The 25,648-nt window shown below is 72.9% G+C and carries 21 protein-coding genes and 2 pseudogenes; 13 read left to right on the forward strand and 10 right to left on the reverse strand.

Going from position 1 to position 25,648, the window contains the following annotated elements:
• Positions 1–221: 221 nt before the first annotated feature.
• Complete coding sequence (locus tag ACZ4Z1_RS25725) at positions 222–815, forward strand: winged helix-turn-helix domain-containing protein (RefSeq protein ID WP_468488967.1); 594 nt, start codon at positions 222–224, stop codon at positions 813–815.
• Here the strand turns inward: ACZ4Z1_RS25725 and ACZ4Z1_RS25730 are convergent.
• Complete coding sequence (locus ACZ4Z1_RS25730) at positions 791–1,672, reverse strand: lysophospholipid acyltransferase family protein (RefSeq protein WP_468488968.1); 882 nt, start codon at positions 1,670–1,672, stop codon at positions 791–793. The genes ACZ4Z1_RS25725 and ACZ4Z1_RS25730 overlap by 25 nt on opposite strands.
• On the reverse strand, positions 1,669–2,478 hold the full coding sequence (locus ACZ4Z1_RS25735; RefSeq protein WP_468488969.1) for a GNAT family N-acetyltransferase: 810 nt from the start codon (positions 2,476–2,478) through the stop codon (positions 1,669–1,671). The genes ACZ4Z1_RS25730 and ACZ4Z1_RS25735 overlap by 4 nt, the downstream gene beginning before the upstream one ends.
• 294 nt (positions 2,479–2,772) lie before the next feature.
• Here ACZ4Z1_RS25735 and ACZ4Z1_RS25740 point away from each other — a divergent pair.
• The 7 genes and pseudogenes from ACZ4Z1_RS25740 to ACZ4Z1_RS25770 all read left to right on the forward strand — a co-directional run.
• Positions 2,773–3,006 (forward strand): annotated as a pseudogene (locus ACZ4Z1_RS25740) (histidine kinase); the annotation flags it as partial.
• A gap of 128 nt (positions 3,007–3,134) precedes the next feature.
• Positions 3,135–3,380, forward strand: a complete 246-nt coding sequence (locus tag ACZ4Z1_RS25745) for a DUF397 domain-containing protein (protein WP_468488970.1) — start codon at positions 3,135–3,137, stop codon at positions 3,378–3,380.
• Positions 3,381–3,511: 131 nt separating this feature from the next.
• Positions 3,512–5,491, forward strand: coding sequence for a hypothetical protein (locus ACZ4Z1_RS25750; RefSeq protein WP_468488971.1), 1,980 nt, complete (start codon positions 3,512–3,514; stop codon positions 5,489–5,491).
• A 101-nt stretch (positions 5,492–5,592) separates the two neighbouring features.
• Positions 5,593–6,578 (forward strand): annotated as a pseudogene (locus ACZ4Z1_RS25755) (metal-dependent hydrolase).
• Position 6,579: 1 nt separating this feature from the next.
• Complete coding sequence (locus ACZ4Z1_RS25760) at positions 6,580–7,674, forward strand: PDR/VanB family oxidoreductase (RefSeq protein WP_468488972.1); 1,095 nt, start codon at positions 6,580–6,582, stop codon at positions 7,672–7,674.
• Between the two features lie 93 nt (positions 7,675–7,767).
• On the forward strand, positions 7,768–8,484 hold the full coding sequence (locus tag ACZ4Z1_RS25765) for a TetR/AcrR family transcriptional regulator (RefSeq protein WP_468488973.1): 717 nt from the start codon (positions 7,768–7,770) through the stop codon (positions 8,482–8,484).
• A gap of 43 nt (positions 8,485–8,527) precedes the next feature.
• Positions 8,528–9,064 carry a GNAT family N-acetyltransferase gene (locus ACZ4Z1_RS25770; RefSeq protein WP_468488974.1) on the forward strand — a complete coding sequence of 179 codons (537 nt, stop codon included), beginning with the start codon at positions 8,528–8,530 and terminating at the stop codon, positions 9,062–9,064.
• Positions 9,065–9,392: 328 nt separating this feature from the next.
• On the opposite strand, the gene pulA is transcribed toward ACZ4Z1_RS25770, so the two are convergent.
• Positions 9,393–12,023, reverse strand: a complete 2,631-nt coding sequence (gene pulA / locus ACZ4Z1_RS25775; protein WP_468489042.1) for a pullulanase-type alpha-1,6-glucosidase — start codon at positions 12,021–12,023, stop codon at positions 9,393–9,395.
• Between the two features lie 68 nt (positions 12,024–12,091).
• Positions 12,092–13,534, reverse strand: coding sequence for an alpha-amylase (locus tag ACZ4Z1_RS25780; protein WP_468488975.1), 1,443 nt, complete (start codon positions 13,532–13,534; stop codon positions 12,092–12,094).
• Between the two features lie 468 nt (positions 13,535–14,002).
• On the opposite strand from ACZ4Z1_RS25780, the gene ACZ4Z1_RS25785 reads away from it, so the two are divergent.
• Positions 14,003–14,554 (forward strand): EF-hand domain-containing protein, encoded by a 552-nt coding sequence (locus ACZ4Z1_RS25785; RefSeq protein ID WP_468488976.1) that lies wholly within the window; start codon positions 14,003–14,005, stop codon positions 14,552–14,554.
• Positions 14,555–14,572: 18 nt separating this feature from the next.
• On the opposite strand, the gene ACZ4Z1_RS25790 is transcribed toward ACZ4Z1_RS25785, so the two are convergent.
• From ACZ4Z1_RS25790 to ACZ4Z1_RS25815, 6 genes are all read right to left on the reverse strand, one after another.
• Positions 14,573–15,229: a maltokinase N-terminal cap-like domain-containing protein gene (locus ACZ4Z1_RS25790; RefSeq protein ID WP_468488977.1), complete on the reverse strand. Its 657-nt coding sequence runs from the start codon at positions 15,227–15,229 to the stop codon at positions 14,573–14,575.
• Positions 15,230–15,306: 77 nt separating this feature from the next.
• Entirely contained in the window at positions 15,307–16,386 is a 1,080-nt protein-coding gene (locus tag ACZ4Z1_RS25795) for a LacI family DNA-binding transcriptional regulator (protein ID WP_468488978.1), read from the reverse strand.
• On the reverse strand, positions 16,383–18,008 hold the full coding sequence (locus tag ACZ4Z1_RS25800) for a glycoside hydrolase family 13 protein (RefSeq protein WP_468488979.1): 1,626 nt from the start codon (positions 18,006–18,008) through the stop codon (positions 16,383–16,385). Before ACZ4Z1_RS25800 ends, ACZ4Z1_RS25795 begins: the two co-directional genes overlap by 4 nt.
• A gap of 1 nt (position 18,009) precedes the next feature.
• On the reverse strand, positions 18,010–18,849 hold the full coding sequence (locus ACZ4Z1_RS25805) for a sugar ABC transporter permease (protein WP_468488980.1): 840 nt from the start codon (positions 18,847–18,849) through the stop codon (positions 18,010–18,012).
• On the reverse strand, positions 18,849–19,814 hold the full coding sequence (locus tag ACZ4Z1_RS25810) for a carbohydrate ABC transporter permease (RefSeq protein WP_468489043.1): 966 nt from the start codon (positions 19,812–19,814) through the stop codon (positions 18,849–18,851). Before ACZ4Z1_RS25810 ends, ACZ4Z1_RS25805 begins: the two co-directional genes overlap by 1 nt.
• Before the next feature lie 14 nt (positions 19,815–19,828).
• A complete protein-coding gene (locus tag ACZ4Z1_RS25815) occupies positions 19,829–21,094 on the reverse strand; it encodes an extracellular solute-binding protein (protein ID WP_468488981.1) in 1,266 nt (421 codons plus the stop codon).
• A gap of 354 nt (positions 21,095–21,448) precedes the next feature.
• On the opposite strand from ACZ4Z1_RS25815, the gene ACZ4Z1_RS25820 reads away from it, so the two are divergent.
• The 4 genes from ACZ4Z1_RS25820 (at position 21,449) to ACZ4Z1_RS25835 (ending at position 25,576) form a co-directional block, all read left to right on the forward strand.
• On the forward strand, positions 21,449–23,053 hold the full coding sequence (locus ACZ4Z1_RS25820; RefSeq protein WP_468488982.1) for a glycoside hydrolase family 13 protein: 1,605 nt from the start codon (positions 21,449–21,451) through the stop codon (positions 23,051–23,053).
• Positions 23,054–23,150: 97 nt separating this feature from the next.
• Complete coding sequence (locus tag ACZ4Z1_RS25825) at positions 23,151–24,230, forward strand: LacI family DNA-binding transcriptional regulator (RefSeq protein ID WP_468488983.1); 1,080 nt, start codon at positions 23,151–23,153, stop codon at positions 24,228–24,230.
• Between the two features lie 122 nt (positions 24,231–24,352).
• Positions 24,353–25,204: a phosphatase PAP2 family protein gene (locus ACZ4Z1_RS25830; RefSeq protein ID WP_468488984.1), complete on the forward strand. Its 852-nt coding sequence runs from the start codon at positions 24,353–24,355 to the stop codon at positions 25,202–25,204.
• A 45-nt stretch (positions 25,205–25,249) separates the two neighbouring features.
• Entirely contained in the window at positions 25,250–25,576 is a 327-nt protein-coding gene (locus ACZ4Z1_RS25835) for an alpha/beta hydrolase family protein (protein ID WP_468488985.1), read from the forward strand.
• Positions 25,577–25,648: the final 72 nt, after the last annotated feature.

Genomic DNA, 25,648 nt, shown 5'->3' on the forward strand with positions numbered 1-25,648 from the left:
TTGAATGGGGGCATGGCCAGCCTTACCGACACCGCGACGGGTCGCAGTGACCTAGAGCCCTTCTGGCCGTCCCGGCAGGGACATCACTTCGACCGTCTGTGTTGCCGCGCGCACTGAGCGCGGGCCCGCACACGCCTCACCGACGCCTTCCAGAGCGTCTCCAGCCCTGCCCGCGCGCACGACGTCCACCGACGCCCCTCTGCGCGAAAGAGCTGACGATCATGACGAACGTCCGTACCCTGCCTGCCCCTTCCGCCGCCCCGGCCTCCGCGACGGCCACCGCCTCCCCCGTCCCCACCGTGCCCGGCCGGCAGCGACAGCGCCTGCGCGCCGTGGCGCCCGACGAGCTGCCGCCCGTCGCCGACCTGCTCACCTCCGGCGCGACCTGGCTGCCCGCGCCGCAGCACAGCCTGCCCGCGCTCCCGGGGCAGCCGGCGATGGTCGGCTACCTCGTGCTCGTCCCGGCGGAGCGGGTGCCGGCCGCCGCCACTGCCCCGGCCGGCGACGCGGCCGGCAGCCTGACCGGTGACGCGAACGTCCGCATCGACCCCGAGCAGCGGACCGTGCACGTCCACGGCCGGGCACTGGACCTGACGTACCTGGAGTTCGAGCTGCTCGCCCACCTCGTGGCGCACCCGCACCGGGTGCACACCCGCGACCAGCTGGTGACCACGGTGTGGGGGTACGGGCACGTCGGTGACGGCCGTACGGTCGATGTGCATGTCGCCCGGCTGCGACGCAAGTTGGGCGCGGGCCTGCGGTCGTCGATCGTGACCGTACGGCGCGTCGGCTACAAGTACGTACCGAGCGCCTGACCCGTACGTACGAGCCCTCCGTGCCGCCGGGCCGGCTCCCGTACGGTCCCGGTGACGGCCGTGCGGGCGAGCTCCGCCAGCGCGCGCCGGTCGTGCGTCCCGGGCCGCGGCAGCAGCGGCGGGTGCACGGTGACGCGGACCGTCAGGCCGCGCGCGCCGACCACCCGCCGTACGGAGGACAGGAATTCCTCGTCACCGAGGAAGCCCGCGACCGTGCTGGGCAGCCCGTGCTGCTCGTACGCGAGCGTCACCGGCCGTACGGGGGCGCCCGCGTCCAGCGCCGCCTGAAAGGTGGCCCGCCGGAAGGCGCCGTACGCCACCGAGCACCAGGTGGTGGCCTGCGGGAACGCGGCCACCGACCGCCCGGAGCGCAGCAGTCCCGCCAAGGAGGCGACGGTGGCGGGCAGTTGGCGCGGGCTGTCGCGGTCGATGAAGCGGGTCCCGGCGCGGCGGGCGAGGGTGCCGACCAGCGGCCAGTCGCCGACCTCGCGCTTGGCGAGCAGGGTGACCGGCTCGACGGCGAGCAGGGCGGGGATGTCCAGCCAGGAGATGTGGTTGGCGACGACGAGGGTGCCGGGGCGGGGTGCGGCCGGAGAGCCGGGCGGACACGGGACGGTGAGCCCCGCCGTGTCCGCCGCCGTCCCGACGACGAGCCGTACGCCGATCGCGCCCAGCACCGCCCGCGCGTGCGCCCGCAGCCGCGCCGGTTCGGCCATCCGCCCGCCGTCCCGCAGCGCGCGGCCCGCGGCGTGCGTGAAGGCGGCGCAACGCCGGGCGGTCTCCGTGAACGGCACCCGCGGCACGGCGTGCGCGGCGCAGCCCGTCGTGCACTCGGACCGTACTTCCCAGGTGCTCACGCCCGGCTCCCGGACTGCGCGTCCCCCAGGAAGAACCGCCGGTACCGGGCGTCGAGGCGCTCCATGTCCAGCACCACGAAGAAGTCGGCCACGTCGAACTCCGGGTCGTGCGCGGGCGGTCCGCACACCCACGCGCCGATCCGCAGGTAGCCGCGGAGCAGCGGCGGCAGCAGCGACGGGGCCGGGCGCGCGTCCGGCCCCGGGCCCGCGGGCCGCCACGGGCGATGCGGGGTGACGCGCAGTGCGGGCGGTGCGGCGTGCCGGGTGCGGACCAGCTCCCAGGCTGCGGCCGCGGCCGTACCGCCGTCCGCCAGCGGTACGGAGGCGCAGCCCGCCAGGTAGCGGTGACCGGAGAGCAGGGTGTAGCGGGCCAGCGCGGCCCACATCAGGTTGATGACGGCGCCGCTGCGGTGGCCGGGGTGGACGCAGGAACGTCCCGCCTCGATGAGCGAGGGGCGCAGCGCGGCCAGCGCCGACAGGTCGAACTCGCCGTCGGAGTAGAGGCGGTCGCCGCGTCCCGGCGGCACCAGCCGGTAGGTGCCGACCACGTCGCCGGTCGCGGTCTCGGTGACGATCAGGTGGTCCGCGAGGTCGTCGACGGGATCGATGTCGTGGCCCGCCAGCGGCGAGTGCAGGGTGGCGCCCAGCTCCTCGCCGAAGACCTGGTGGCGCAGGCGCTGGGCGGCGCGTACCAGCTCCGGTGTGCCGGCGATCGAGGTTTCGTACGCGGCCGGCGGGGCGGCGGGAGGGGCGACTGGCGTAGCGGCGGGAGGGATGGCGGCGGACACGGTCGCGGGGACGCTCATGGGGCTCTCCGTCCGGAGGAGTCGAGACGTGATGAGGCCGGCAGGGGTCGCGGGGACGGGAGAAAGGAGACGACGGCCGGGGCCGCCGGGCCCCGGCGGCACATGGCCGACACCGGCCCCCGGCCGCCCGTCGTGGTGGGGCCGGCTCCACCCCTTTCCGGGGGCTGAACCCAGTGACCTGGTCTTCTCCACGCGGCAGACTGTTCCCGTGCCCGGCGTCCGGGCGCGTGAAGCGCAGGGAGCGTACGGATGAGGGTCCGCCGAACACTGGTTGCCGGAGCACGTGGGCTCGGGCTCGCCGCGGCATTCCTCACGCCGCCGAAGGCGGAGCCGGCCGCCAGGGTGGCGCGGCTCACCGAGACCCGGCACGACGCGGTGGACGCCTCGGCGGCCGAGCTGCGCCGCATCGAACGGGACCTGCACGACGGCGCGCAGGCCCGGCTGGTGGCGATGGGCATGGACCTGGGCACGGTCGAGGCGCTGACCGAGCGGGACCCGGCGCAGGCCAAGGAGCTGGTCGAGCGGGCCGTCGCCAAACCCGCCCCACCAGACTCCTGTAGCACACCTCTTGGGTCCCCTGGAAGCTCGTCCGGCCACCGCGTACGCTGACGATCCGTACGCAGACCCGTACGGAACGCGAGCGAGGAGTTCCCCTCATGAGTACCGCAGCGGACAAGGAGTGGCTCTACGCCCTCGACATCTCCGGCGCCACCTGGCAGCGCGCTCCCGGCGAGTCCGAGGAGGCGGTGGAGATCGCCTTCCTGGAGAAGGGCGCGGTGGCCATGCGCAATTCCAAGGAGCCGGACGTGGTGCTGCGGTACACCGAGGCCGAGTGGCGCGCGTTCGTCCTGGGCGCGCGGGACGGCGAGTTCGACCTCGACCGCGCGCAGCGTCCGCAGTAACGGGCACGGTTCGGGCGGCGGTACGGGGCGCTGTCGCTCCCGGTGCCGTACCGCCGCCTGCGGGTTCGCTCCGCCCTTACGGGACGCCCGTGGCGAGGTGACCATCCCAGGATTCACTCGTTTCACCGAACGTGGAGCAGCAGCAGGCAACAGCACCCCGTCCGGACAGCCGCCGCCCCGGCACCGGTGACGTCCCGGCCGCCTTCGTCGGCGTCGAGCAGGCCGAGGCGGCCCTCGTCGAGCACTATCCGCGGCTGACACGCCTCGCCTACCTGGTCCTGCCGCCCACCTTGGGGCGCAACCGGCGCGTCCTGACAGCGCATTCGGTCGTCCAGCGCGCCCTGCCGCGCAAGGACACCCCCGCCCTGCCGTCCCAGCGCCGCCCCGGACGCCCGGCCACCGATCCCGGTTACGCGCTGGTGCGACTGCGGGTGCTGCGCGCGGCCCTGGCGGCCGAACACCCCCGCGTACGGGTGCCCTTGCTGCGCCGCGAGGTGCCCGTACCCCCGTTGCCGCCGCTGCTGCCGCAGGTCCGGGGCCTGCGGCTGTTCCCCCGCTCCGGGGGCGTGGACGAACTCACCCTGGCCCGGACGCTGTCGGCGCTGTCCGCCCCGGCCCGCGCGGCGTACGTGCTGCGCGCACTGGAGGGCCTGGGCGACGCGGACGTGCGGGCGGTCCTGGGGGCGGCCGGGGCCGAGGACGTGCCGGGCGCGCTCGCCGCCGCGGCCGGTACGGCACCGGCAGCGGGCGGCCGGGACCGGTCGCTGCTGGGATCCGCCGAGTTCGACCCCTGCTCCCTCCAGGCCCGGCCCACCGACCTCCTGCGCCGCCGCCGGCACACGCGCACGGCGCTGGCGGCGGGGGCGGCGGTGCTGGTGTGCGGTGCGCTGCTGACCCTGCCGGGCGGCGGTCGGGGCCCCGATGGCGCCGCGGCTCCCCCGTACGCCGAGAACGCGGCAGCGCAGGCCGCCCTGGACCCCGCCAAGGTGACGCGGGCCGCCGCCGGTACGTGGCGGAACGCGACACGGCGGGACCTGTCGGCCTGGCCCGCCCGTGGAGACCGTACGCACGACCAGGCGCTGCTGCGGCGCGCGCTGGCCGTGTGGGCCAGGCCCGGCCCGGACGTACAGGTCTCGGCGACCCCGGGCACCGCCAAGGGCCCCGCGGCCGGTCCGCCACAGCTGCTCTACGCGGGCGTGGCGGACCGTGCCGCGGTGGTGCTCCTGTACGACGGGCTGCGCGTGGTGCGCTACGCGGAACCGTCGGACGGCTCCGGCGGGCAGGGCGGCGCGGCGCTGGACTTCGCCCGTACGGACGGCGCGGACGACACCTCCGCCACGGCCCTGGTGCTCAGCCGCGCGGACAGCAACGTCCGCTACCTGACCGCACCATGGGCCGAACGCGCCGAACTGACCGACCTGCTGAAGCCCACCGCCGCCGCCCGGCCCCTGCCCCTCGGCGACGACGGCACGACCGGCCCCGTACCGTCCCCGGCACAGGCCACCACCTGCACGGCCTGGCAGGCCCTGCGGATGGACGGCCGTCTCTTCACCGACCTCGGCGAACTGCTCCCGGCCCGGCTGACGTCCGGCGCCCCGGACCGGCCCGGCGAACCGTACGGCCCACAGGCGCGTACGGCCTGGGCGCGCACGGCGTGCCACCTCGGCGGGCTGCGCGGCCAGGGCGTCCGCACGGTCAACTCCTGGGAGTTCGCCCAGCAGCAGCTGCCCGCCGGGGGCGGCACCGCGACGTGGGTGTGCACGCGCGCCGAGACCTGGCGGGGCGCGGGCAGCCGCACCTTCGCGCAGGTCCAGACGCCGCCCACGGTCGGACAGCGGTACACGCCGGGCGCGGTGGTGGCCCGTTCCACGGGCGGCCCCGGCTGCGGCCCGCGCGAGCCGTGGGCGCTGGCCGGGGTGCTGTGGAAGGCCCCCGGCGGGCAGTGGTGGCTGGTGGCCGCGGGCAGCGGACAGCTCACGGAGATCAGCGCGAGCGGCGGACCCGCGGGCCGCGCGGCCGGCTCCCAGCTGGCCGTACCGGCCACGGCGGGCGCCCGGGCCGAGCTGTCGGGGCGGCTGCGGAGCGGCGGGCGGGTGACGGGGCTGCGGTGAGGCACCGGGCCTCGGCGTCCCGGCGGTCTTTCCGTCGGTCTCCCGGGAAATCCCTGTCCGAAGCCTGTTGCCGATCCCGTACCCGCCAGTACATTGACGCCATGTCTAATACGGCCTCGTTGCGGCCCCGGCCGGTCGCGTCCGAGCACACCCCGCTGAAGGCACGCAACGCCGCCTTCGACTGGGCGGACACCCCCTGCACTGGATACCCGGCGACCCGGACAGCACCCACACCATCAACGTGCTGCACCTGCTGCTGCCCGCCGGTGAACGCTGGTTCGTGCACGTCTACCAGCAGGTGCTGCCGCAGATACGGGACGCGCGGCTGCGGGCGGACGTGATCGGATTCATCGGCCAGGAGGCGATGCACTCCCAGGCGCACGACGACGTACTGCCGCACCTCAAGCGGCTCGGCCTGGACCCGGCCCCCTACACCGCGCAGGTCGACTGGCTCTTCGAGAAGCTGCTCGGCGACCGTCCCCCACTGCTCAACGCGTGGGTGGCACCCTCTTCGCCGCCGGGCCGGGCACGCCAGTGGTGGCTGATGGAGCGCGTCGCGATCATCGCCGCGATCGAGCACTACACGGCGTTCCTCGGGGACTGGGTGCTCAACGCCCGGGCGCTGGACGCCAGGGGCGCCGATCCGACGATGCTGGACCTGCTGCGCTGGCACGGCGCCGAGGAGGTCGAACACCGCTCGGTCGCCTTCGACCTGTTCATGCACCTGGACGGCGGGTACCGACGGCGGGTGCGCACCTGGGCCACCGCCTTCGGTGCGCTCGTCTTCCTCTGGCAGCGCGGCACCCGCTTCTTCATGGCCAACGACCCGTCGCTGCCGGACGGCCGGGCCAGTTTCCGGGAGTTCGTACGGGCCGGGCGCGAGGGCGTGCTGCCCACCGCCGCCGACATGGCCCGGTCCGTCCCGCAGTACCTGAGCCGGTCCTACCACCCGTCGCGGTACGGCAGCACCGAGCAGGCCGCCGCCTACCTGGCCGGCTCCCCCGCCGCGACCGCCGCCGAGGCGCGTCCGGGGCCCACCGCCGCGGAGCCCGGCACACCGACGACCGACCCGACAGGAGCCGCCTGAGATGCCGTCCCTCCCCCGGATACGTACGGTCCTGGTCGCCGCCGGCGCCGCGCTGGCCGTCCGGCGGGCGCTGCGCCGGCGCATCGGCCGGTCGCCGCTGTGGCCGGTGCCCGCGCTCGAACAGCCCGTCTCCGGCCAGGGCCGGGACCGCTCCGGCCCCCTGCGGCTCCTGGTCGCGGAGCGCGCCGAGGAGGCCGAAGGCGTCGTACGGCTGCGTCTGGAGGGCGACAACCTGCCGGCCTGGGAGCCGGGGGCCCACCTCGACGTGGTGCTGCCCTCGGGGGCCGTACGCCAGTACTCGCTGTGCGGCAGCCCGGCCGACACCGGCTCGTACACGATCGCGACGCGGCTGGTCGAGGACGGCCGGGGCGGCTCGCGCGAGGTGCACGAGCAGCTGCACGAGGGGACGGTGGTGGAGGTGCGCGGGCCGCGCAACCGCTTCCGGCTGGAGGAGTGCCACGCCTACCTGTTCCTCGCGGGCGGCATCGGCATCACCCCGATCCTGCCGATGCTGCGGCAGGCCGAGTCCGAGGGCGTGCCCTGGCGGCTGGTGTACGGCGGGCGGTCGCGCGCGTCGATGCCGTTCCTGGAGGAGGTCGAGAAGCTGGCGGGCGCCGCGTCGGACCGGGTGACGGTGGTCGCCGAGGACGAGGACGGCCTGCCCGACCTGGCGGGCGCGCTCGCCGGCGCCCCGCCGCACGCGGCCGTCTACTGCTGCGGCCCGGACCCGCTGATGGACGCCGTGGCCGGGCTGCTGCCGCAGGGGGCGCGGGGACTGACCCTGTACACCGAGCGGTTCGCGCCCGCCGCGGCGCTGCCCCCGGGCGGGAACGCCGGGTTCGAGGTGGAGCTGCGGCGTACCGGCCGTACGGTCACCGTCCCGGCGGACGGCAGCGCCCTGCGCGCCATCCGCGAACAGGCGCTGCCGGACCTCCCGTACTCCTGCGAGCAGGGCTTCTGCGGCACCTGCCAGCAGCGGGTGCTCTCCGGCGAGGTGGACCACCGCGATGAACTGCTCACCGACGCCGAACGGGACGACTCGATGCTGATCTGCGTCTCGCGGGCCCGGGGGGAGCGGCTGGTGCTCGACCTCTGAGGCGGACGGTCCCCCGGGCGAGGGGGGCCGGGCCGGTGTCCGGCCCCCGGCCGCTCGATTCCGCGGCGCGCACCCGGTCGTTAGGGTGTGCGCATGACCAACGGGGTGCGCCGCAGGATGGGTGTCGAGGAACGACGTGAGCAGCTGATCGCCGTGGCGCTCGGCCTGTTCAGCCGCCGGGCTCCGGAGGAGGTCTCGATCGACGAGATCGCCGAGGCGGCCGGTATCTCCCGGCCACTGGTCTACCACTACTTCCCGGGCAAGCAGAGCCTGTACGAGGCGGCGTTGCGCCGGGCGGCCGACGAGCTGGCCGCGCGCTTCGTCGAACCGCACGAGGGCCCGCTCGGTGCCCGCCTGCTCCGCGTGATGGAACGGTTCTTCGACTTCGTCGAGGAGCACGGCCCCGGCTTCTCCGCCCTGATGCGCGGCGGCCCGTCCATCGGCGCCATGGAGGGCGTGGGTCCGGGCCGGACGAGCGCGATGATCGACGGGGTACGCCAGGCCGCGTACGAGCAGATACTGGCCCACCTCGGTGTGCGGGACGCCGCTCCCCGCATGGAGCTGGTGGTCCGCTCCTGGATCTCGCTCGCCGAGACCACCGCGCTGATCTGGCTCGACAGCCGCGCCGTCCCCCGCGGTGAACTGGAACGCCAGCTCGTCCACGACTTCGCGGCGCTGGCGGCGGTGAGCGCCGCGTACGACGAGGAGATGGCCGGCGTCCTGGGCCGCGTGCTGGCCGGCGAGCCGACCGACGGGCCGTTCGGCGATCTGCTCACCCGGCTGCTGGCACTGGCGCCGCAGCCGACGTGAGACGGACGGGCCCGTTCCGCCGCCCCTGCGGCACAATCCGCGCATGGACATGATCACCTTCCGCCTCGCCGCGGACACCGACGCCGACGTGGCCGCCCTCGTCGCGCTCTACGACGGGGCCGCCCGCTGGATGCAGGGCCGGGGCATCGACCAGTGGACGCCGGGTGAACGGGACGCGGAGCACTTCCGGTTGCGGATCAAGCAGGACGAGGTGTGGTTCGCCGAGGTGGGCGGGGAGACCGCCGGTGCCTGGGAACTGTGGTGGGAGGATCTGCCCGCCTGGGGGCCGCAACCGCCCGTCGCGGGCTATCTGCACCGGCTGATGGTCGACCGGGACCGGGCCCCGGCGGGCACCGGCCGCGCGATGCTGGCGCGGGCCGAGCGGCGGATCGCCGAGGCGGGCCGGCCGCTGAGCCGCCTCGACTGCAAGTCGGGCAATCCGCGTCTGCGGCCGTATTACGAGAGCGCGGGCTACCGGGTCGTCGGCGAGCAGCGGGCGAAGGAGGGCTCGGACGGGAGCAGGTATACCGTCACGCTGCTGGAGAAGCGGGTGCGGCAGGAGCCCGGACCGGGAGCGTAGGCGCCGGCGGGTGGGGCGCATGCCCGGCGCGGAACGCGGGCGCGCGCCGGTCCGTCGCGCAACCGGGACAGGTTGTACGGCCCTTTGTCCGGCGCCTCCAGGGCTTTCGGACAATTCCCGGGGGCCTCACAGTGGTGTCACCGGGGCCTGAGGGCACGGGATCACGGGGGCCCATGGAGTCCGCTCCGGCGGACGGATGGGGGAACCATGGGGACGATCCACGGGGGAAACGGGCCCCGGAACCGCCGACGGCGGATGGGCCGTCCATGGGCAGGGCGGCCCATGGACGGCCCCACAAGGCGGCCACGCGCGAACAGCCACGCGGCGGCTACCGCGCCGCGAACACCGCGACCGTACGCGCCGGGACGCCGAACGTCCCCGTCCGCTTCTCGTACGAAGCCGTCCTCACCACCGGGTCCGCGCCGCGCGCCTGCACGCGGTGCAGGCCGTACCGCGTGCCCGCGAGCTCCGGTACGCGCTGGAGCTGCCGCTGCGGCGTCGCGTTGAAGACCACGACGAGCGTGCCCAGCCGCATGGTCACGACACCCGGTGTCTCGGCCGTCCCCGACAGGGGGAAGGAGAGCGCCTTCTGCACGGCGTCGGCGCTGCCGAGCCCGAAGGCCGGTTCGGTGGCGTGGATGCGCAGCAGGTCGCGGTAGGCCGCGGAGGCGGCGGTGATCTGCGCGCAGCCGGGGCGCAGGGCGGGGTCGGCGAGCAGGGGCCGGGCGTACGGCCACTTGTCCTTGTTGTCGGCGGCGGGCGGCAGGCCGCGGCCGAAGCCGTTGCCGTCCCGGCAGTCCCAGTGCAGGGCGTTGAACCAGTCGCCGCTCTCGTAGGAGTTGCGGTCCAGGGACTTGGAGCGGAGCAGGTCGCTGCCCGCCTGGGAGAGGGCCGGGCCCTGGGAGAGCGCGGCGGTGGCCATGGCCACGACCTGCATCCGGGCGCGGTCGGCGGCCGGGGTGCCCTGCGGGAGTTTGTAGGCGAGGGCGTCGTACAGCGTCTCGTTGTCGTGGGCGTCGGCGTACGCGAGGGCGTCACCGGGGGCGGCGGCGTACCCGGCCGGGCTGCCGTTGTAGTCGACTTCCGACCCCTTGACCGTACGGCCGGAGGTGTCGGTGAACATGTAGTCGGCCAGGTTGCCGGTGAGGCCGACCTTGAGCAGGTCCTGGTAGTGGAGCAGGCGGGCGCGCTGTTCGGCCGGGGTGCCGTTGGCGGGTGAGGAGTTGGGGTCCGTGAGGAGGCCGGAGGCGAAGCCCTGGACGCGCGGGTCGGGGTCGAAGGGCCCGCCGCCGCGTACGGCGTCACGGGCGCGGTCGTTGAAGGTGGCGATCCCGGTGCCCGCCATGTTCCGCTGGGTGGCCTGCACGAAGCGCGCGTCGTCCGCGACCTCGCCGAAGTTCCAGCCCTCCCCGTACAGGACGATCGCCTTGCCGTCCACGCCGTCCTTGGCGACGGTCAGTGCGTCCAGGGCCTTGCGGACGGCGAGGATGTTGGCCTTCGGGTGGTGTCCCATCAGGTCGAACCGGAACCCGTCGACCTTGTACTGCCTGGCCCAGGTGACGACCGAGTCCACGACGAGCCGCCCCATCATGGTGTGCTCCGGCGCGGTGTTCGCGCAGCACGTGGAGGCGGCGACGGAGCCGTCGTCGAGCAGCCGGTGGTAGTAGCCCGGCACGATGCGGTCGAGGACGGACAGCGCGTCCTGCCCGCTCGCGGCGGTGTGGTTGTAGACGACGTCCATGACGGTACGCAGCCCGGCGCCGTTCAAGCCCTGCACCATGCGCCGGAATTCCCCGGTCCGCGCGCGTGGGGAATCCGGGTCGGACGCGTACGAGCCCTCCGGCACGGTGTAGTGGAACGGGTCGTACCCCCAGTTGTACGCGTCGCGCGCGGCGGTCTTCCCCACACACTCCTGCTGCCGCTCGGAGTCGGCGGGCAGCGCCGCCAGGTCGCAGTCCGGCCGGGCCTGGTCGGCGCGCCGCTCCGGGACGGTCGCGATGTCGAAAGCGGGCAGGAGGTGGACGTACGAGGTCCCCGCGTCGGCGAGGGCCTTCAGGTGCCGCATCCCGGCCGAGCGGCGGTCGGTGAAGGCGAGGTACTGGCCGGGGTGGCGGGAGGTGCGGTCCTCGACGGAGAAGTCCCGGATGTGCAGCTCCTGGATGCGGGCCCGGTTCAGCGGCACCGCGGCGGGCTTCTTGAGCCGGTTCCAGCCCTTCGGCGCGAGGCGCGGGTCGGCGAGGTCGACGACGAGGCTGCGCGCGGAGTCGGCGGTCAGGGCGGTCGCGTACGGATCGGTGACCTTGTTCGTGACGAAGCGGCCGACGCTGGGCGCCCAGACGGTCACGACGTACCGGTACGGCTTGCCCGCCCAGCCGCGTGTCCCCCGCGCCTGCCACACACCGCTCGCGTCGTCCCGCCGCATCGGCACCGTACGGCCGTCGAGTTCGAGCGTGACGGTGCGGGCGGTCGGTGCCCAGACGGAGAGGGTGGGGCGGCCGCGCCGGAAGACCGGGCCGAGCGGCGCCTCGGCCGCGGCCGGTCCGTACAGGTCGTCCAGTACGCCGGGGATCTGTACGCCGGTGCTGACGGGCCGCCCGTCCGCGTCCGGCTGGACGGCGACGAGCCGGTCCCGCAGGGCTGCGGGGGCGAGTTCCTGGTCACGCGGGTCGACGGTGAACGCCGGGAAGTTCTTCAGGTGCGGGTAGGCGGCCTGCTCGGCGGGGGTGAGGGTGCCGGGCGTGAGCCGTATCCGCCCGGCCGCTTTCCCGGCCGTCTTCCCGGCCGCCTCACCCTCCGCCGTCCCCTCCGCCCCGAACTCCAGCCGGGCGTCCGCGTGCCGGGCGCCCTTCCAGACCACGGTGTCGCGGTCGATCCACTGCGCTGCCGCCTGGGCCGGAGCCGGTGGCGGTGCGGCGTTCGCGGAGGGCGGGGCGGGCAGGACCGCCGCGCACAGGGCCATGGCCACGGCTGCGACGGTACGGCGGAGGGTGCGCCTCACGTAAGGACTCCTTCAGGACGTTCGGGTGATCAGCCGCAGGTGCGGGCGCCGACGTGCAGCGCGAGTGCCGTGTCCGGGGCGAGCGTGGCCGTGAAGCGCCCGTCGCCGTCCACCGTCACCGGCTTGCGGCTCTGGACGTCGCAGTACGTGCCGGCGGGCAGCGAGGTCTGGAACGTCCGGGTCAGCGCGCTGCCCTCGTGGTTGACCACGGCGTAGCCCTGGTCGCCGCGCCCGAAGGCGATCGCGTCATTGCCGTTGTCCCACCAGTGGGTGACGGGTGTGCCGTGGGTCGCGTTGCGGAAGCCGACCATGCTGCGGATCTCGGGCCAGTTGTGCTGGCACTTCCAGCCTCCCCCGGTGCCGGAAGCCTGGGAGGTGCCCCCAGGCCGGCAGGCGCGCACCGCGTCACCGTTGGGCGGCCCCGCGTCGTGGTCGGAGAACTCGTACCCGGAGTGGACGTCGGGTGCCCCGTACGGCCAGGCCAGCATGAAGACGTTGGCGAGGGTGTAGTCCGCGCCGTCCTTGTAGCTGAGTGTGGAGCCGTTGCGCTCGGTGTCCCAGTTGTCGACGAAGGTGCCGGCCAGGCCGGACGGCAGGTAGGCCCAGCCCTCCCCGAAGTTCTTCAGGTAGGCCAGCTTCTCGTTCTGGAACACGCGTTTGAGGTCGCGGCCGTACCGGAATTCCTGCACGTCACCGTTGCCCAGGTACTCGGTGGGCGAGACGGCCTCGCCTTCCCCGTGGATCACTTCCTGCTTCCAGTAGACGGAAGGATTCTTCAACTGCCGCTTGATGGCGGCCAGATCCTCTGCCGGCATGTGCTTGGCCGCGTCGATCCGGAAGCCGTCCACGCCGAGCGACAGCAGGTCGTTCAGGTACGCGGCGATGCGGGACCGGACGTACGGCTCGCCGGTGTCCAGGTCGGCCAGCCGGACCAGTTCGCAGTGCTGCACGTTCCACCGGTCGCGGTAGTCCGTGATCTCCCCGGTGCAGTCGTCCATGTCCTGGCGCTGGTAGACCCCCGGGTAGTCGTACTTCGTGTACGACGAGCCGCCGGTTCCCGTACCCGACCCGGCCGACATGTGGTTGATCACCGCGTCCGCGACGACCTCGACCCCGGCCGCGTGGCAGGCGTTCACCATGTTCTTGAAGGCCGTACGGTCACCGAGCCGCCCGGCGATCTTGTAGCTGACGGGCTGGTACGAGGTCCACCACTGGCCGCCCTGGATGTGCTCGGTGGCCGGGGACACCTCCACATAGCCGTATCCGGCGGGGCCCAGCGTCTTCCCGCACTCCTCGGCGACCGCGTCGTACCGCCACTCGAAGAGTTCGGCGGTCACGTCCTTCGTCCCCGGCGGCGCGGCGTGCGCGGGCTGCGGCGGCGGGGCGAGGACGGCCGTCGCCGCGCCGGAGAGGAGGGCGAGCGCGGCGGCCACGAGTCTGCGGGCGGGCCGGCGTCGGCGGGTGGGAGACATCGTTCCTCCTGAGGGGGTGGGAGGTGTTCAGCCGTTGTTGTATCCGCCGCGGTTGATTGTTTCAATAGTTTGCGCAAGGCATTGCAGCGGCGTTACGGCCGTCCCCACCACCAAAGCGCCGCGCCCGGCGGGACGTACAGCCCTGAGGCCGCACGTCCTGCCGGGCGCGGGCCAGGCCCCTTCGACCCGTTGTTGGTCCAGGTACCGCTCGCCAGGCGGTGGCGGTACCAGCGGTCACCGTTGCCGGCCCCTGGTCCTGTGGCAGGTACGCGACGCGATCGAGGAGGCCCGCGCCCACGGTTGCCAACCCGTGGAAGCCGCCGCCTCTCCCGCCACCTCCACCGCTCTCCTCCCGTACGCCGCCCGCCAGGCAACCTGACCCGAACCGTCGTTGACCGCGCCCCGCGTCGGCAGTTGCATGGGACGCGCACCCGACGCATCGCGGACCGCGGAAGGACGGTGGGTTCGATGGCGAACGACACTCTCGACCGCAAGTTCAGCATCCTCTTCGACTGGTTCGACCGTACCGAGGACGGCTGGCTCACCCATGAGGACTTCGAGGTGATGGCCGGGCTGTTCATGGCGGTGGTGCCGCCCGAGGACCACGAGAGCCGGGCCGCGCTGCGGGAGGCGTTCGCCCGGTGGTGGGAGGTGCTGCGGGACGCGGGCGGCACGGACGGTGAAGGGCGCGTGGGCCGTGCGGAGTTCCTCGGCCTGATGCGCTCGCACGTCACCGATCCGAAGACGTTCGAGCACGTCGTGCTCCAGATCGTCGACGCGCTGATGCGGGCCCTCGACACCGACCGCAACGGCCGGATCACCGCCGACGAGTACGTACGGATGTACGAGGCGCTGCACATCGACCCGGCGACCTCCGCCCCCGCCTTCCAGCGGCTGGACCGTGACGGCGACGGCGCCATCAGCCACGCCGAGTTCCGCAAGGCCATCGAGGAGTTCTACCTCAGCCCGGACCCGGACGCCCCGGGCAACTGGCTGCTCGGTGCGCCCCTCGGCACGTGAGCCCGGTCCGGGCGGCTGTCAGCCCAACGCCTCGTGCACCGTGACGAACACCCCCCGCACCCTCTCCCCCGACAACTCCGTCCACGTGGCGCTGACATGCCCCAGCGTGGACCCGCCGTCGGCCCCGCCCGGCGTCAGCACGCGCTGCAGGCGCAGGGTGAGGGGGCGGGCCGGCCGGACGCGGATGTCGGTGGCGGTCGCACTCTGCGTCACCGACTCGGGGCCCGCTAGGGGGCTGTGGTCCGTGCCCGTGAGCCGCGCGTGGACCGTGGGGTCGAGGGTGTCGTTCTCGCTCTGGGCGTGGGCGTCGGTGGCGCCGGCGAGGAGGGCGAAGAGCTGGGTGACCAGGACGGGGTCGTGGGTGCCGTCGTAGACCCAGCGCTTGCCGAGTACGCCGTGCTCCAGGGTGCCGATGAGGGCGTGGCCGGCGCCGGGCAGGGGGGCGCCCCGGTAGGTGAGGGGGACGAGGTAGGTGAAGGGTTCGGCGCCGGACGAGTCGGTGGCGGCCATGAACTCCATGCCCACCTCGCCCTCCGGGTCGTCGAGGCGGAAGCCGCCGGCCTTGGTCAGGTCGGGGGCGGCCCCGTCACCCGCGTACCAGGGCCGGGCGGGGAGCCAGCGGGCGAGCAGTTCCAGCTTGGTGGGCGAGAGGGTGGTGTGGTGGATGACGGCCATGGTCCGGCACCTTCCCGTAAGTGGCTGCGCTGATCACACGATCGACGTGGTCATCCTGCCATTCGCCGCCGTCGGCCCTACCCCGCCGCAGGCGGGTTGCGTGCCGTCGAGCCCCGTACCACCAGTTCCGGCTGGAAGACGAACTCCGTGTGCCGGTCCGGTGACCGGTCGCCGTCCGCCAGAGCGCGGATCTCCTCGACCAGCGCGTCCACTGCCGCCGAGGCCATCGCCCGTACCGGCTGGCGTACGGTCGTCAGCGGCGGGTCGGTGAAGGCGATGAGCTGGGAGTCGTCGAAGCCGACGACGGAGACCCGCGCCGGTACGTCCAGGCCGCGCTGACGGGCCGCCCGTACGACGCCGAGGGCCATCAGGTCGCTGCCGCAGACGACCGCCGTGCAGCCCGCGTCCAGCAGCGACGCCGCCGCCGCGTGGCCGCCTTCGACGCCGAACAGGGTGTGTCGGACGAGGTGTTCGGCCTGCCCCCTCCGCAGGCCGAACACCTCGGTCAGTGCCGCTACGAAGCCTTCGGCCTTGCGGCGGGACGGGACGTAGCGGACCGGGCCGACGGCCAGGCCGATGTTCCGGTGGCCGAGTTCGGCGAGGTGGCGCACGGCCATGCGGGCCGCCGTCCGGTCGTCCGGGGAGATGAAGGGGGCGGCGATGCCCTCGTGGTAACCGTTGATGAGGACGTACGGGAGGCCGCGGTCGGTGAGGCGGGTGTAGCGGGCGGGGTCGGTGGTGCTGTCGGAGTGGCGGCCGGAGAGGAAGATGATGCCGGTGACGCCCCGGGCCTCCAGCTGTTCGACGATCTCGTCCTCCGTGGCGCCGCCGGGAAGCTGGGTGCAGAGGACGGGGGTGTAGCCGTGGCCGGCCAGGGCCTGTTCGATGAGCTGGGCGAAGGCCGGGAAGATCGGGTTGGTCAGCTCGGGGACGATCAGGCCGACCAGTCCGGCGCTGGCGCGGCGCAGCCGTACGGGGCGTTCGCCACCGAGGACGTCGAGGGCGGCCAGCACCCGCTGCCGGGTCCCGCCGGCCACGCCCGCCTTCCCGTTGAGCACCCGGCTGACGGTCGCCTCGCTGACCTGCGCCTGCGCGGCGATGTGCGCCAGCCGGGGGCCGCTGCCCCCGGCCGGCGGCACCTCGGGGTGGTCGGTCACGCTTCCCACCACACGGCGGTGTCCGCCGGGATGGTCGGTTCGTCGTCGACGGTGAGGAGTTCGGCGGAGGACAACAACGGCCGCCAGGCCGGCTGGGCCGGGGCCCGTACCGGCTCCGCCGTGGTGTTCACCGTGCAGACGAAGCCGTCGGGGCGGCGGAAGGCCAGGACGCCTTCGGGGGCGTCCAGCCACTCGACCTTGTCGCCCGCCCCGAGCCCGGGGTGGGTGCGGCGCAGCCTGAGGGCCGTACGGTACAGCTCCAGCATGGAGTCCGGGTCGCCGGTCTGCGCGGCGACGCTCAGCCCCGCCCACTCCGGCGGCTGCGGGAGCCAGCTGCCACCGGTGCCGAAGCCGTAGGGGGCCGTGTCGCCGGACCACGGGATGGGGACACGGCAGCCGTCGCGCAGGCCGTCCTGGCCGTCGCCGCGGAAGAACGCGGGGTCCTGGCGGACCTCGTCGGGCAGGTCGGTGACCTCGGGGAGGCCCAGTTCCTCGCCCTGGTAGACGTACGCGGAGCCGGGCAGCGCCAGCATGAGGAGGGCCGCGGCGCGGGCGCGGCGGGCGCCGCCGCCGAGTCGGGTGGCGTGCCGTACGACGTCGTGGTTGGACAGGACCCAGGTGGTGGGGGCGCCGACCGGCCGCATCGCGTCGAGGGAGGCGTCGATGACGGCGCGGAGTCCGGCGGCGTCCCAGGTGGTGTTGAGGTAGTGGAAGTTGAACGCCTGGTGGAGTTCGTCGGGGCGCAGGTACAGGGCGGTGCGGCCGGCGCTCGGGGTCCAGGCTTCCGCCACGCCGATGCGTTCGCCTGCGTACTCGTCCAGGACGCGGCGCCAGGAGCGGTAGATCTCGTGGACGCCGTCCTGGTCGAAGAAGGGCAGCACCTGGTTGCCGAGCAGCTTGAGCTGATCGGTGCGTCCCATGTCGGGCAGGCCGGGGGCCTTGACCAGGCCGTGGGCCACGTCGATGCGGAAGCCGTCCACGCCCAGGTCGAGCCAGAAGCGCAGGATGGAGCGGAACTCGTCGTGGACGGCGGGGTGGTCCCAGTTGAAGTCGGGCTGTTCGGGGGCGAACAGGTGCAGGTACCACTCGCCGTCGGCGACGCGGGTCCAGGCGGGGCCGCCGAAGACGGACTCCCAGTCGTTGGGCGGGAGTTCGCCGTTCTCGCCGCGGCCCTTGCGGAAGTGGAAGCGGTCGCGCAGCGTCGAGCCGGGTCCCTCCTCCAGCGCCTGCCGGAACCAGGCGTGCTGGTCGGAGCAGTGGTTGGGGACGACGTCGACGATGATGCGCAGGCCCAGGCCGTGCGCGTCGCGGATGACGGCCTCGGCGTCGGCGAGGGTGCCGAAGGCCGGGTCGATGACGCGGTAATCGGCGACGTCGTAGCCCGCGTCGGCCTGCGGGGAGGCGTAGAAGGGGCTGAGCCAGACGGCGTCGACGCCCAGGTCCTTCAGGTACGGCAGGCGCGTGCGGATGCCGGGCAGGTCGCCCATGCCGTCGCCGTTGCCGTCGGCGAAGCTGCGCGGGTAGACCTGGTAGATCACCGCGTCGCGCCACCACTGGGTGGCTGCGGACGCGGCCGGGTCCGCGGCGGCGGTCGCTCCGGTGGCGGGGTGCTGGGTGGTCATGTCATCCCTTGGTGGTGCCGGAGGTCAGTCCGGCGACGAGGTGGCGTTGGGCGAAGGCGAAGACCAGGCCGGCGGGCACCGCGATGATCACGGCGGCGGCGGTCATCGAGCCCCAGTCGTTGACGTACTGGTTGACGAAGGTCTGCAGACCGCCGGCGAGGGTCAGGTTCTCCTCGCCGGTCATGAAGGCGGAGGCGTACGCGACCTCGGCCCAGGCCGTCACGAAGGTGTAGAAGCCGGTGACGGCCAGGCCGGGGCGGGCCAGCGGCAGGACCAGGCGCCAGAAGGTGCCGAAGGGGTTGAGGCCGTCGACGCGCCCGGCTTCGTCGATCTCCACCGGGATGGTGTCGAAGAATCCTTTCATCATCCAGGCGCAGAACGGGACGGCGATGGTCAGGTACGTGACGACCAGGCCGGCCGGCTGGTTGAGCAGGCCCAGGTCCGCCATCAGGTTGTACAGCGGCACGATCAGCACGGCGACCGGGAACATCTGCGTGATCAGCAGCAGCCACATCAGCGGGCGCATCCCGGGGAACCGGAACCGGCTGACGGCGTAGCCGGTGGTGGCCGCGACGAAGACACCGATGACGGTGGTGATGCCGACGACGACCAGCGAGTTGCCGAACCAGGTCAGGAACTCGGTGTCGGCGACCACGTGCCGGTAGTTCGCGAAGGTGAAATGGGTGACCAGCTCGGTGGAGAAGGCGTCGTTCTTCGGCTTGAAGGACGTGATCAGCAGCCACAGCGGCGGGAAGACCGCGACGGCGGCGGCGACCAGCAGGGTCAGGTGCAGGCCGGCGGAGGCCAGCGGGCCGCGCCTGTTGCGCGTGGTCTTGGCCATCACCACACCTCACCCTGCTTGCGCAGCGAGCGGCGGTAGACCACCGCGATCAGGGACAGCAGGAGCAGGATCAGCACGCCCCAGGCGGCCGAGCCGGAGAAGTCCCGCGGACTGTCGACGAAGGAGAGCCGGTAGGCGTACGTCACCAGGATCTCCGTGGCGTCGCCGGGGCCGCCCCGGGTGAGCAGGTAGATCACCGGGAACATGTTGAACGTCCAGATGGTGGAGAGCAGGATCACGGTGCTGCTCACGCCGCGCAGCCCGGGCAGGGTGATGTTGCAGAACCGCTGCCAGGCGTTGGCGCCGTCCATCTCCGCGGCCTCGTACAGCTCCCCCGGGATCGACTGGAGACCGCCGAGCAGCGCGACGAGCATGAACGGTACGCCCAGCCACACGTTGACGGCGATGACCGACAGCTTGGCCCAGGTCGGATCGTTCAGCCACGGCACCGCGTCGATGCCGCCGCCGGCCAGGACCTTGTTCAGCAGGCCGTTCTTCTCGTTGTAGAGCAGCCGCCAGGTGAAGACGGAGACGAAGGCGGGGATGGCCCAGGGCAGGATCAGCGCCAGCCGGTAGAAGGTGCGGCCGCGCAGCGTGCGGTTGAGCAGGTTGGCGAGGGTCAGGCCGATGGCGAAGGTGAGGCCGACGCAGGCCACCGTCCACACCACGGTCCAGCCGAGCCGGCCCCAGAAGACGCCGTCACCGAGGATCTCGGTGTAGTTGTCCAGACCGGTGAACTTGTAGGTGGCCGGGATGTGGTTCATGCCGATGTTGCGTTCGACGTTGGCCTCGTCGGCGTCGGTCAGCGACAGGTACACGCCGCGGAGCAGCGGGTAGCCGATGATGACGCCGATGACGAGGACCACCGGGGTGACCATGGTCCAGGCGTACCAGTGGGTGCCCAGGGCCCTGCGCACCCGGCCCGGCGGTGCGGCGGCGGCCTCCTTCCGCCGGGGCCGGGACATCCGTACGGTGTCCGTCACTTGTAGTCCTTGAGGATCTTGCGGTAGCTGTCGCCGACGGCCTTGGCGGCCTGCTCGGGCGTACTGGCACCGGTGAGGACCTTGTTCATCTGGACCTTGACCGGCTCGAAGAGCGCGTTGCCCTCGGCGATCCAGGGGCGCTGGACGGCCTTGTCGACGGCGGGCTTGAAGAAGCCGACCATCTCGTTGTTCTTGACGGACGGCACCTCGTACACGGACTTGCGGGTGGGCAGCAGGCTCAGCTGTTCGGTGGTCTGCTGCTGAATCTTCGCGGAGCTCATGTACTTCGCGAAGGCGTAGGACGCCTGGAGGTTCTTCGAGCCCGCGTAGACCGAGAGGTTCCAGCCGCCCTGCGGGGAGCCCTGGGAGGCGCTGCCGCCGGGTACGGGCGCGACGCCGAGGTTCTTCTTGTCCTTGAACTCCTTGCCCGCGCGGACGCCTTCGATGTCCCAGGGGCCGCTGACGGCCATCGCGACGCTGCCGTCCTTGAGGGCCTTGAGCTGGTTCTCCTGGCCGTCGGTGGCGTCGGTGACGGCGGCCTTGGACTCGACCAGGTCCTTGACGGCCTTGAACGCCTTGACGCCGGCGTCGTCGTCGATCGTGACGATCTTGTCGCGGGCGTCGACCATGTCACCGCCCTCGCCGTAGAGGTACGGCAGGAACCAGTACGGGTCGTCGCCGCGCAGGTACAGCGCGGTGGCGCCGGTCTTCTCCTTGATCTGCTTGGCGGCGGCGGTCAGCTCGGCGAAGGTCTTGGGCACCTCGACGCCGGCCTGTTTGAGCAGCCGCTTGTTGTAGAAGAGGCCGAGGGTGTCGGTGACCTGCGGCACCGCGTAGGTCTTGTCCTTGAACCTGGTGCTGCCGAGAGCCTGCGGCAGGTAGTCGCCGGTGCCGTCCAGGGCCGGGGTGCCGTCCAGCGGGGCGAGGTAGCCGAGGTTGGCGAAGTCGGCGACCCAGGCGACCTCGGTGCGCATCACGTCGGGGGCGCCCGCGCCGGCGCCGGCGGCGTTCTTGAACTTGGCGTTGGCCTCGCCGAACGCGACGCTGACGTACTTCACGTCGACCTTCGGGTGTTCCTTCTCGAAGCTCTCGGCCAGCTTCTTGTACGTGGCCTTCTCGGCGTCGTTGGAGGTGTCCCAGAAGGTCACGGTGCCCGACAGCTCACCGCCGCTCTGCCGGCCGCCTCCGCCGTCACCTCCGCACGCTGTCGCCGCCATTGCCAGACCCGCGACCAACGCGGTGGCCGCTATGCCACGCCGCATGTGAACTCCTTAGGGGGACGCCCGAGATGGCGTCAAAACGCCTCGCCCGGCCGTTCGGAACGCCTGTGATGGCGGACAGGAACGTAACAGCGCGGAAATGAAACCGAAAGACCTTGCGATAAATTTCTGCAAGGATTCCGGAAGGCGTTGCAGGGGGCGGCGCCCGCGCACGCCACGCCCACCGCACGCCGGCAGGCCGCTCACCAGGGCTCCGAGCGCCCCACCGGCCCGTCACCCCGCCGTGCCCCGCGCGTTGAGCCCGTAGACGACCGTCCGCCGATCGATGCCTGGACCCTGCAAGACGATGCATGGACGCTCTGCCCCGAAACGCCCCACTCTCGACAGGGACACCAGATGACCCAGGAGCTGACTTCGACCGATCCCGGCCGCGCGGCGGCACCGCCCGGCCGGCGTCCCGGCTGGTGGCGCGACGCCGTCATCTACCAGGTGTACGTCCGCTCCTTCGCCGACTGCGACGGGGACGGCATCGGCGACCTGCGCGGCGCCCGCGAACGCCTGCCGTACCTGCGCGACCTGGGCGTGGACGCCGTCTGGCTCACCCCGTTCTACGCCTCCCCGCAGGCCGACGGCGGGTACGACGTCGCCGATTACCGCGCCGTCGACCCGCTGTTCGGCAGCCTCCAGGACGCCGACGACCTGGTACGGGCCGCGCACGCGCTGGGCCTGCGGGTGATCGTCGACATCGTGCCCAACCACACCTCCGACCAGCACCCCTGGTTCCAGGACCCGGAACTGGCCCGGCGGCGCTACATCTTCCGCCCCGGCAAGGGCGCGTCCGGCGAGCTGCCGCCCAACGACTGGGAGTCGGTCTTCGGCGGGCCGGCCTGGACCCGTACCGAGCGCGGCGACTGGTACCTGCACCTGTTCGCCCCGCAGCAGCCCGACCTGAACTGGGACGACCCGGACGTGCACGCCGAGTTCGAGTCCGTCCTGCGGTTCTGGCTCGACCTCGGCGTGGACGGCTTCCGCATCGACGTCGCCCACGGCATGGTCAAGGCGCCCGGCCTGCCCGACATCGGCCGCAAGGAGCAGGCCAAACTCATCGGCAGCCAGGTGCTCCCCTTCTTCGACCAGGACGGCGTCCACGAGATCCACCGCTCCTGGCGCCGCCTGCTGGACTCCTACCCCGGCGAGCGCATCGGCGTCGCCGAGGCGTGGGCCCCCAGCCCCGAACGCCTCGCCCTGTACGTCCGACCCGACGAGTGCCACCAGGCGTTCAACTTCCAGTTCCTGACCGCCGACTGGTCCGCCGCCTCGCTGCGCGCCGTCATCGACGCCTCCCTCGCCGCGACCACCTCGGTCGGCGCCACCACCTCCTGGGTGCTGTCCAACCACGACGTGGTCCGGCACGCGACCCGCCTCGGCGGCCTGCGGCGCGCCCGCGCCGCCACGCTCATGATGCTCGCCCTGCCCGGCTCGGCCTACCTCTACCAGGGCGAGGAACTGGGCCTGCCGGAGGTCACCGACCTGCCCGACGAGGTCCGCCAGGACCCCGCGTTCTTCCGCGGTGACGGGCAGGACGGGTACCGCGACGGCTGCCGCGTCCCGATGCCCTGGTGCGGCGAGACCGCCGCGTACGGCTTCGGGCCCGGCGGCAGCTGGCTGCCCCAGCCGCGCGCCTGGAAGGACCTGTCCGTACGGGCCCAGACCGGCGACCCGTCCTCCACGCTGGAGCTGTACCGCGCGGCGCTCGCCCTGCGCCGCGAACACCCCTGCCTCGGGGACGGCGACCTCGCCTGGGCCGACGCCCCCGAAGGGCTGCTGGCCTTCACCCGGAACGGCCGGTCGGGCCGCCCGTTCCTGTGCACCCTCAACACCCTGGACCACGCCGTCGAACTCCCGCTCCCCGGACGGCTGCTGCTCTCCTCCGCGACGCTCACCGCCGAGGGCACCACCGCCGTCCTGCCGGGCGACTCCTGCACCTGGTGGTCCGTCTGACGGTCGCGTCCGGCGGGCCGTACGGTGCTGCCGCCCGGCCCGCCGGACGGTGCGGGCAACATGGGCAATCCGACAGCCGACGGGTACAGTCCCCTCCATGACCGCCCGGCTGTCCGACATCGCAGCACAGGCGGGTGTCAGCGAGGCCACCGTCAGCCGGGTGCTCAACGGAAAACCCGGCGTCTCCGCCACCACCCGCCAGTCCGTGCTGGCCGCGCTCGACGTGCTCGGATACGAGCGCCCGGTCCGGCTGCGGCAGCGCAGCGCCGGACTGGTCGGCCTGATAACGCCGGAGCTGGAAAACCCGATCTTCCCGGCGTTCGCGCAGGTCATCGGCCAGGCACTGACCCGCCAGGGCTACACGCCGGTGCTGGCCACCCAGACGCCCGGCGGCTCCACCGAGGACGAGCTGACCGAGATGCTGGTGGACCGCGGCGTCGCCGGCATCATCTTCGTCTCCGGACTGCACGCGGACACCTCCGCCGACATGCAGCGCTACGAGCAGCTGCGCGGCCAGGGCGTGCCCTTCGTCCTGATCAACGGCTTCTCCGACAAGGTGCAGGCGCCCTTCGTCTCACCGGACGACCGGGCCGCGATCCGCCTCGCCGTCACCCATCTGGCGGCGCTGGGCCACGAGCGGATCGGGCTGGCCCTCGGGCCGAAGCGCTTCGTGCCCGTGCAGCGCAAGATCGAGGGTTTCCTGCACAGCATGAAGGAGCAGCTCGGCCTGGACCGGGAGGCGGCCCGGGAGCTGATCCAGCACTCCCTCTACTCCCTGGAAGGCGGGCAGGCCGCGGCCGGCGCACTGATCACCCGTGGCTGCACGGCGGTGGTCTGCGCCAGCGACATGATGGCGCTCGGCGCGATCCGGGCCGCCCGGCAGCAGGGCCTGGAGGTGCCCCGGGAGGTCTCCGTCGTCGGCTTCGACGACTCCCCGCTGATCGCCTTCACGGACCCGCCGCTGACCACGATCCGCCAGCCGGTCACCGCGATGGGGCAGGCTGCGGTGCGCGCCCTGCTGGAGGAGGTCGGTGGTACCCCGGCGCCGCACAGCGAGTTCGTCTTCCACCCGGAGCTGGTCGTTCGCGGTTCAACCGCTTCGGCGCCGAAGACCGCCCGGATTCCCGCTCCGGCAGCACCCGCTGATACGGATGGAACCCTTCCGCCTCCGCCGTAGATCAGGGCCAACCCTGACCCTGGGAGGGGTGGCGTCTCCGTCTGAGGTGCTACGCGCGGGCCCTCCGGGTCCCGACCACAGGGTGATCGGCCGCCGACCCCTTTCTGGCAGACTGTCTGCCTATGGGTGAAGCGCATGTGAAGACTCTTGACGGCCGTACGGCCGTGCCGCCACCCACCGAGGACGCCGCGCCGAGCGCGCCCTCCGGTGGCCGGCTGGCCCGCCTGCGCTCTCCCCGTTCCCCGCGGCTGTGGTTCGAGATCCTCCTGATCGCGGTCAGCTACTGGGTCTACTCCCTGATTCGCAACGCCGTGCCCGAGCAGAAGGCCCAGGCGCTGAAGAACGCGGACTGGATCTGGCAGGCCGAGCAGACCCTCGGCATAGCGGTGGAGAAGACCGTCAACCACGCCGTCGACTCGGTGACCTGGCTCATCGTCTCGATGAACTATTACTACGCCACCCTGCACTTCATACTGACCATCGGTGTGCTGGTCTGGCTCTACCGCTGGCACCCCGGCCGATACGCGGCCGCCCGCCTCGCGCTCTTCGCGACCACGGGCGTCGCCCTCCTCGGCTACTACTTCTACCCGCTGGCCCCGCCCCGCCTGATGAACGGCGGCGGCTTCATCGACACCGTCATCGTCCACCACACCTGGGGCTCGATGGCCTCCGGCAACCTGGCCTCGATGTCCAACCAGTACGCGGCGATGCCGTCCATGCACATCGGCTGGTCGCTGTGGTGCGGCGTGATGATCGCGCTGATCGCCAAGCCCGTGTGGGCCAAGGTCCTGGGCCTGCTCTACCCGACGACGACCCTGATGGTCATCGTCTCCACCGCCAACCACTTCTGGCTCGACGCGGTGGGCGGCATCCTGTGCCTCGCCTTCGGGATCGGCCTGGCCTTCGCCTGGTACACGGCGCTGCCGCACCGGCTGCCGCGGCGGGTGGCCGCGGCCCGGCTTCCCGGAGCTTGAGCGGCTCATCGCCGCGGCGGGAAGCCCTTCCTGGGCGCCCAGGCTGTGGGGGAACTGGACGACCGCCTCTGGGAATTCCCCACACGCAAGCAGGACCATGATCCGCTGCCCGACGCACGGCGTCTGCGCTGTCCGCACCTGGCCGTCTTCGGCGCGGCCGACCCGGTCGCGCCCGTCGCCGAGAGCGTCGCCCTTTTCAGCGCTGCGGCCGGCCACCCCGGCCGTCACCCGGCGGCGGCCTTGACCGTCGAGGTCTTCCCCGGCGCTGATCACCGCGTCCGGGTGGACGGCGGCTCCCGCCCGGCCCCCGGTCACCTCGGTACCGTCATCCGGTGGATCAGGGACCGGGACGGCTCGCTCCGCACGCGCTGACGGGCCGGCGGGACAGCGGCTCCCGGGCCTCCGGGAGCCATCGTGAGCAGGGCGGTCCCCCGGTCCGCCGCC

The organism is Streptomyces sp. NPDC030165 (assembly GCF_055573595.1).

Bases quoted from the DNA above. Each gene is read 5' to 3' on its own strand.
- ACZ4Z1_RS25815 (WP_468488981.1), bottom strand. From the start codon at position 21,094: ATGCGGCGTGGCATAGCGGCCACCGCGTTGGTCGCGGGTCTGGCAATG.
- ACZ4Z1_RS25785 (WP_468488976.1), top strand. From the start codon at position 14,003: ATGGCGAACGACACTCTCGACCGCAAGTTCAGCATCCTCTTCGACTGG.
- ACZ4Z1_RS25745 (WP_468488970.1), top strand. From the start codon at position 3,135: ATGAGTACCGCAGCGGACAAGGAGTGGCTCTACGCCCTCGACATCTCC.
- pulA (WP_468489042.1), bottom strand. From the start codon at position 12,023: ATGGCCCTGTGCGCGGCGGTCCTGCCCGCCCCGCCCTCCGCGAACGCC.
- ACZ4Z1_RS25780 (WP_468488975.1), bottom strand. From the start codon at position 13,534: ATGTCTCCCACCCGCCGACGCCGGCCCGCCCGCAGACTCGTGGCCGCC.
- ACZ4Z1_RS25790 (WP_468488977.1), bottom strand. From the start codon at position 15,229: ATGGCCGTCATCCACCACACCACCCTCTCGCCCACCAAGCTGGAACTG.
- ACZ4Z1_RS25725 (WP_468488967.1), top strand. From the start codon at position 222: ATGACGAACGTCCGTACCCTGCCTGCCCCTTCCGCCGCCCCGGCCTCC.
- ACZ4Z1_RS25810 (WP_468489043.1), bottom strand. From the start codon at position 19,814: ATGTCCCGGCCCCGGCGGAAGGAGGCCGCCGCCGCACCGCCGGGCCGG.
- ACZ4Z1_RS25805 (WP_468488980.1), bottom strand. From the start codon at position 18,849: ATGGCCAAGACCACGCGCAACAGGCGCGGCCCGCTGGCCTCCGCCGGC.
- ACZ4Z1_RS25760 (WP_468488972.1), top strand. From the start codon at position 6,580: ATGCCGTCCCTCCCCCGGATACGTACGGTCCTGGTCGCCGCCGGCGCC.
- ACZ4Z1_RS25830 (WP_468488984.1), top strand. From the start codon at position 24,353: ATGGGTGAAGCGCATGTGAAGACTCTTGACGGCCGTACGGCCGTGCCG.
- ACZ4Z1_RS25825 (WP_468488983.1), top strand. From the start codon at position 23,151: ATGACCGCCCGGCTGTCCGACATCGCAGCACAGGCGGGTGTCAGCGAG.
- ACZ4Z1_RS25820 (WP_468488982.1), top strand. From the start codon at position 21,449: ATGACCCAGGAGCTGACTTCGACCGATCCCGGCCGCGCGGCGGCACCG.
- ACZ4Z1_RS25765 (WP_468488973.1), top strand. From the start codon at position 7,768: ATGACCAACGGGGTGCGCCGCAGGATGGGTGTCGAGGAACGACGTGAG.
- ACZ4Z1_RS25800 (WP_468488979.1), bottom strand. From the start codon at position 18,008: ATGACCACCCAGCACCCCGCCACCGGAGCGACCGCCGCCGCGGACCCG.
- ACZ4Z1_RS25770 (WP_468488974.1), top strand. From the start codon at position 8,528: ATGGACATGATCACCTTCCGCCTCGCCGCGGACACCGACGCCGACGTG.
- ACZ4Z1_RS25735 (WP_468488969.1), bottom strand. From the start codon at position 2,478: ATGAGCGTCCCCGCGACCGTGTCCGCCGCCATCCCTCCCGCCGCTACG.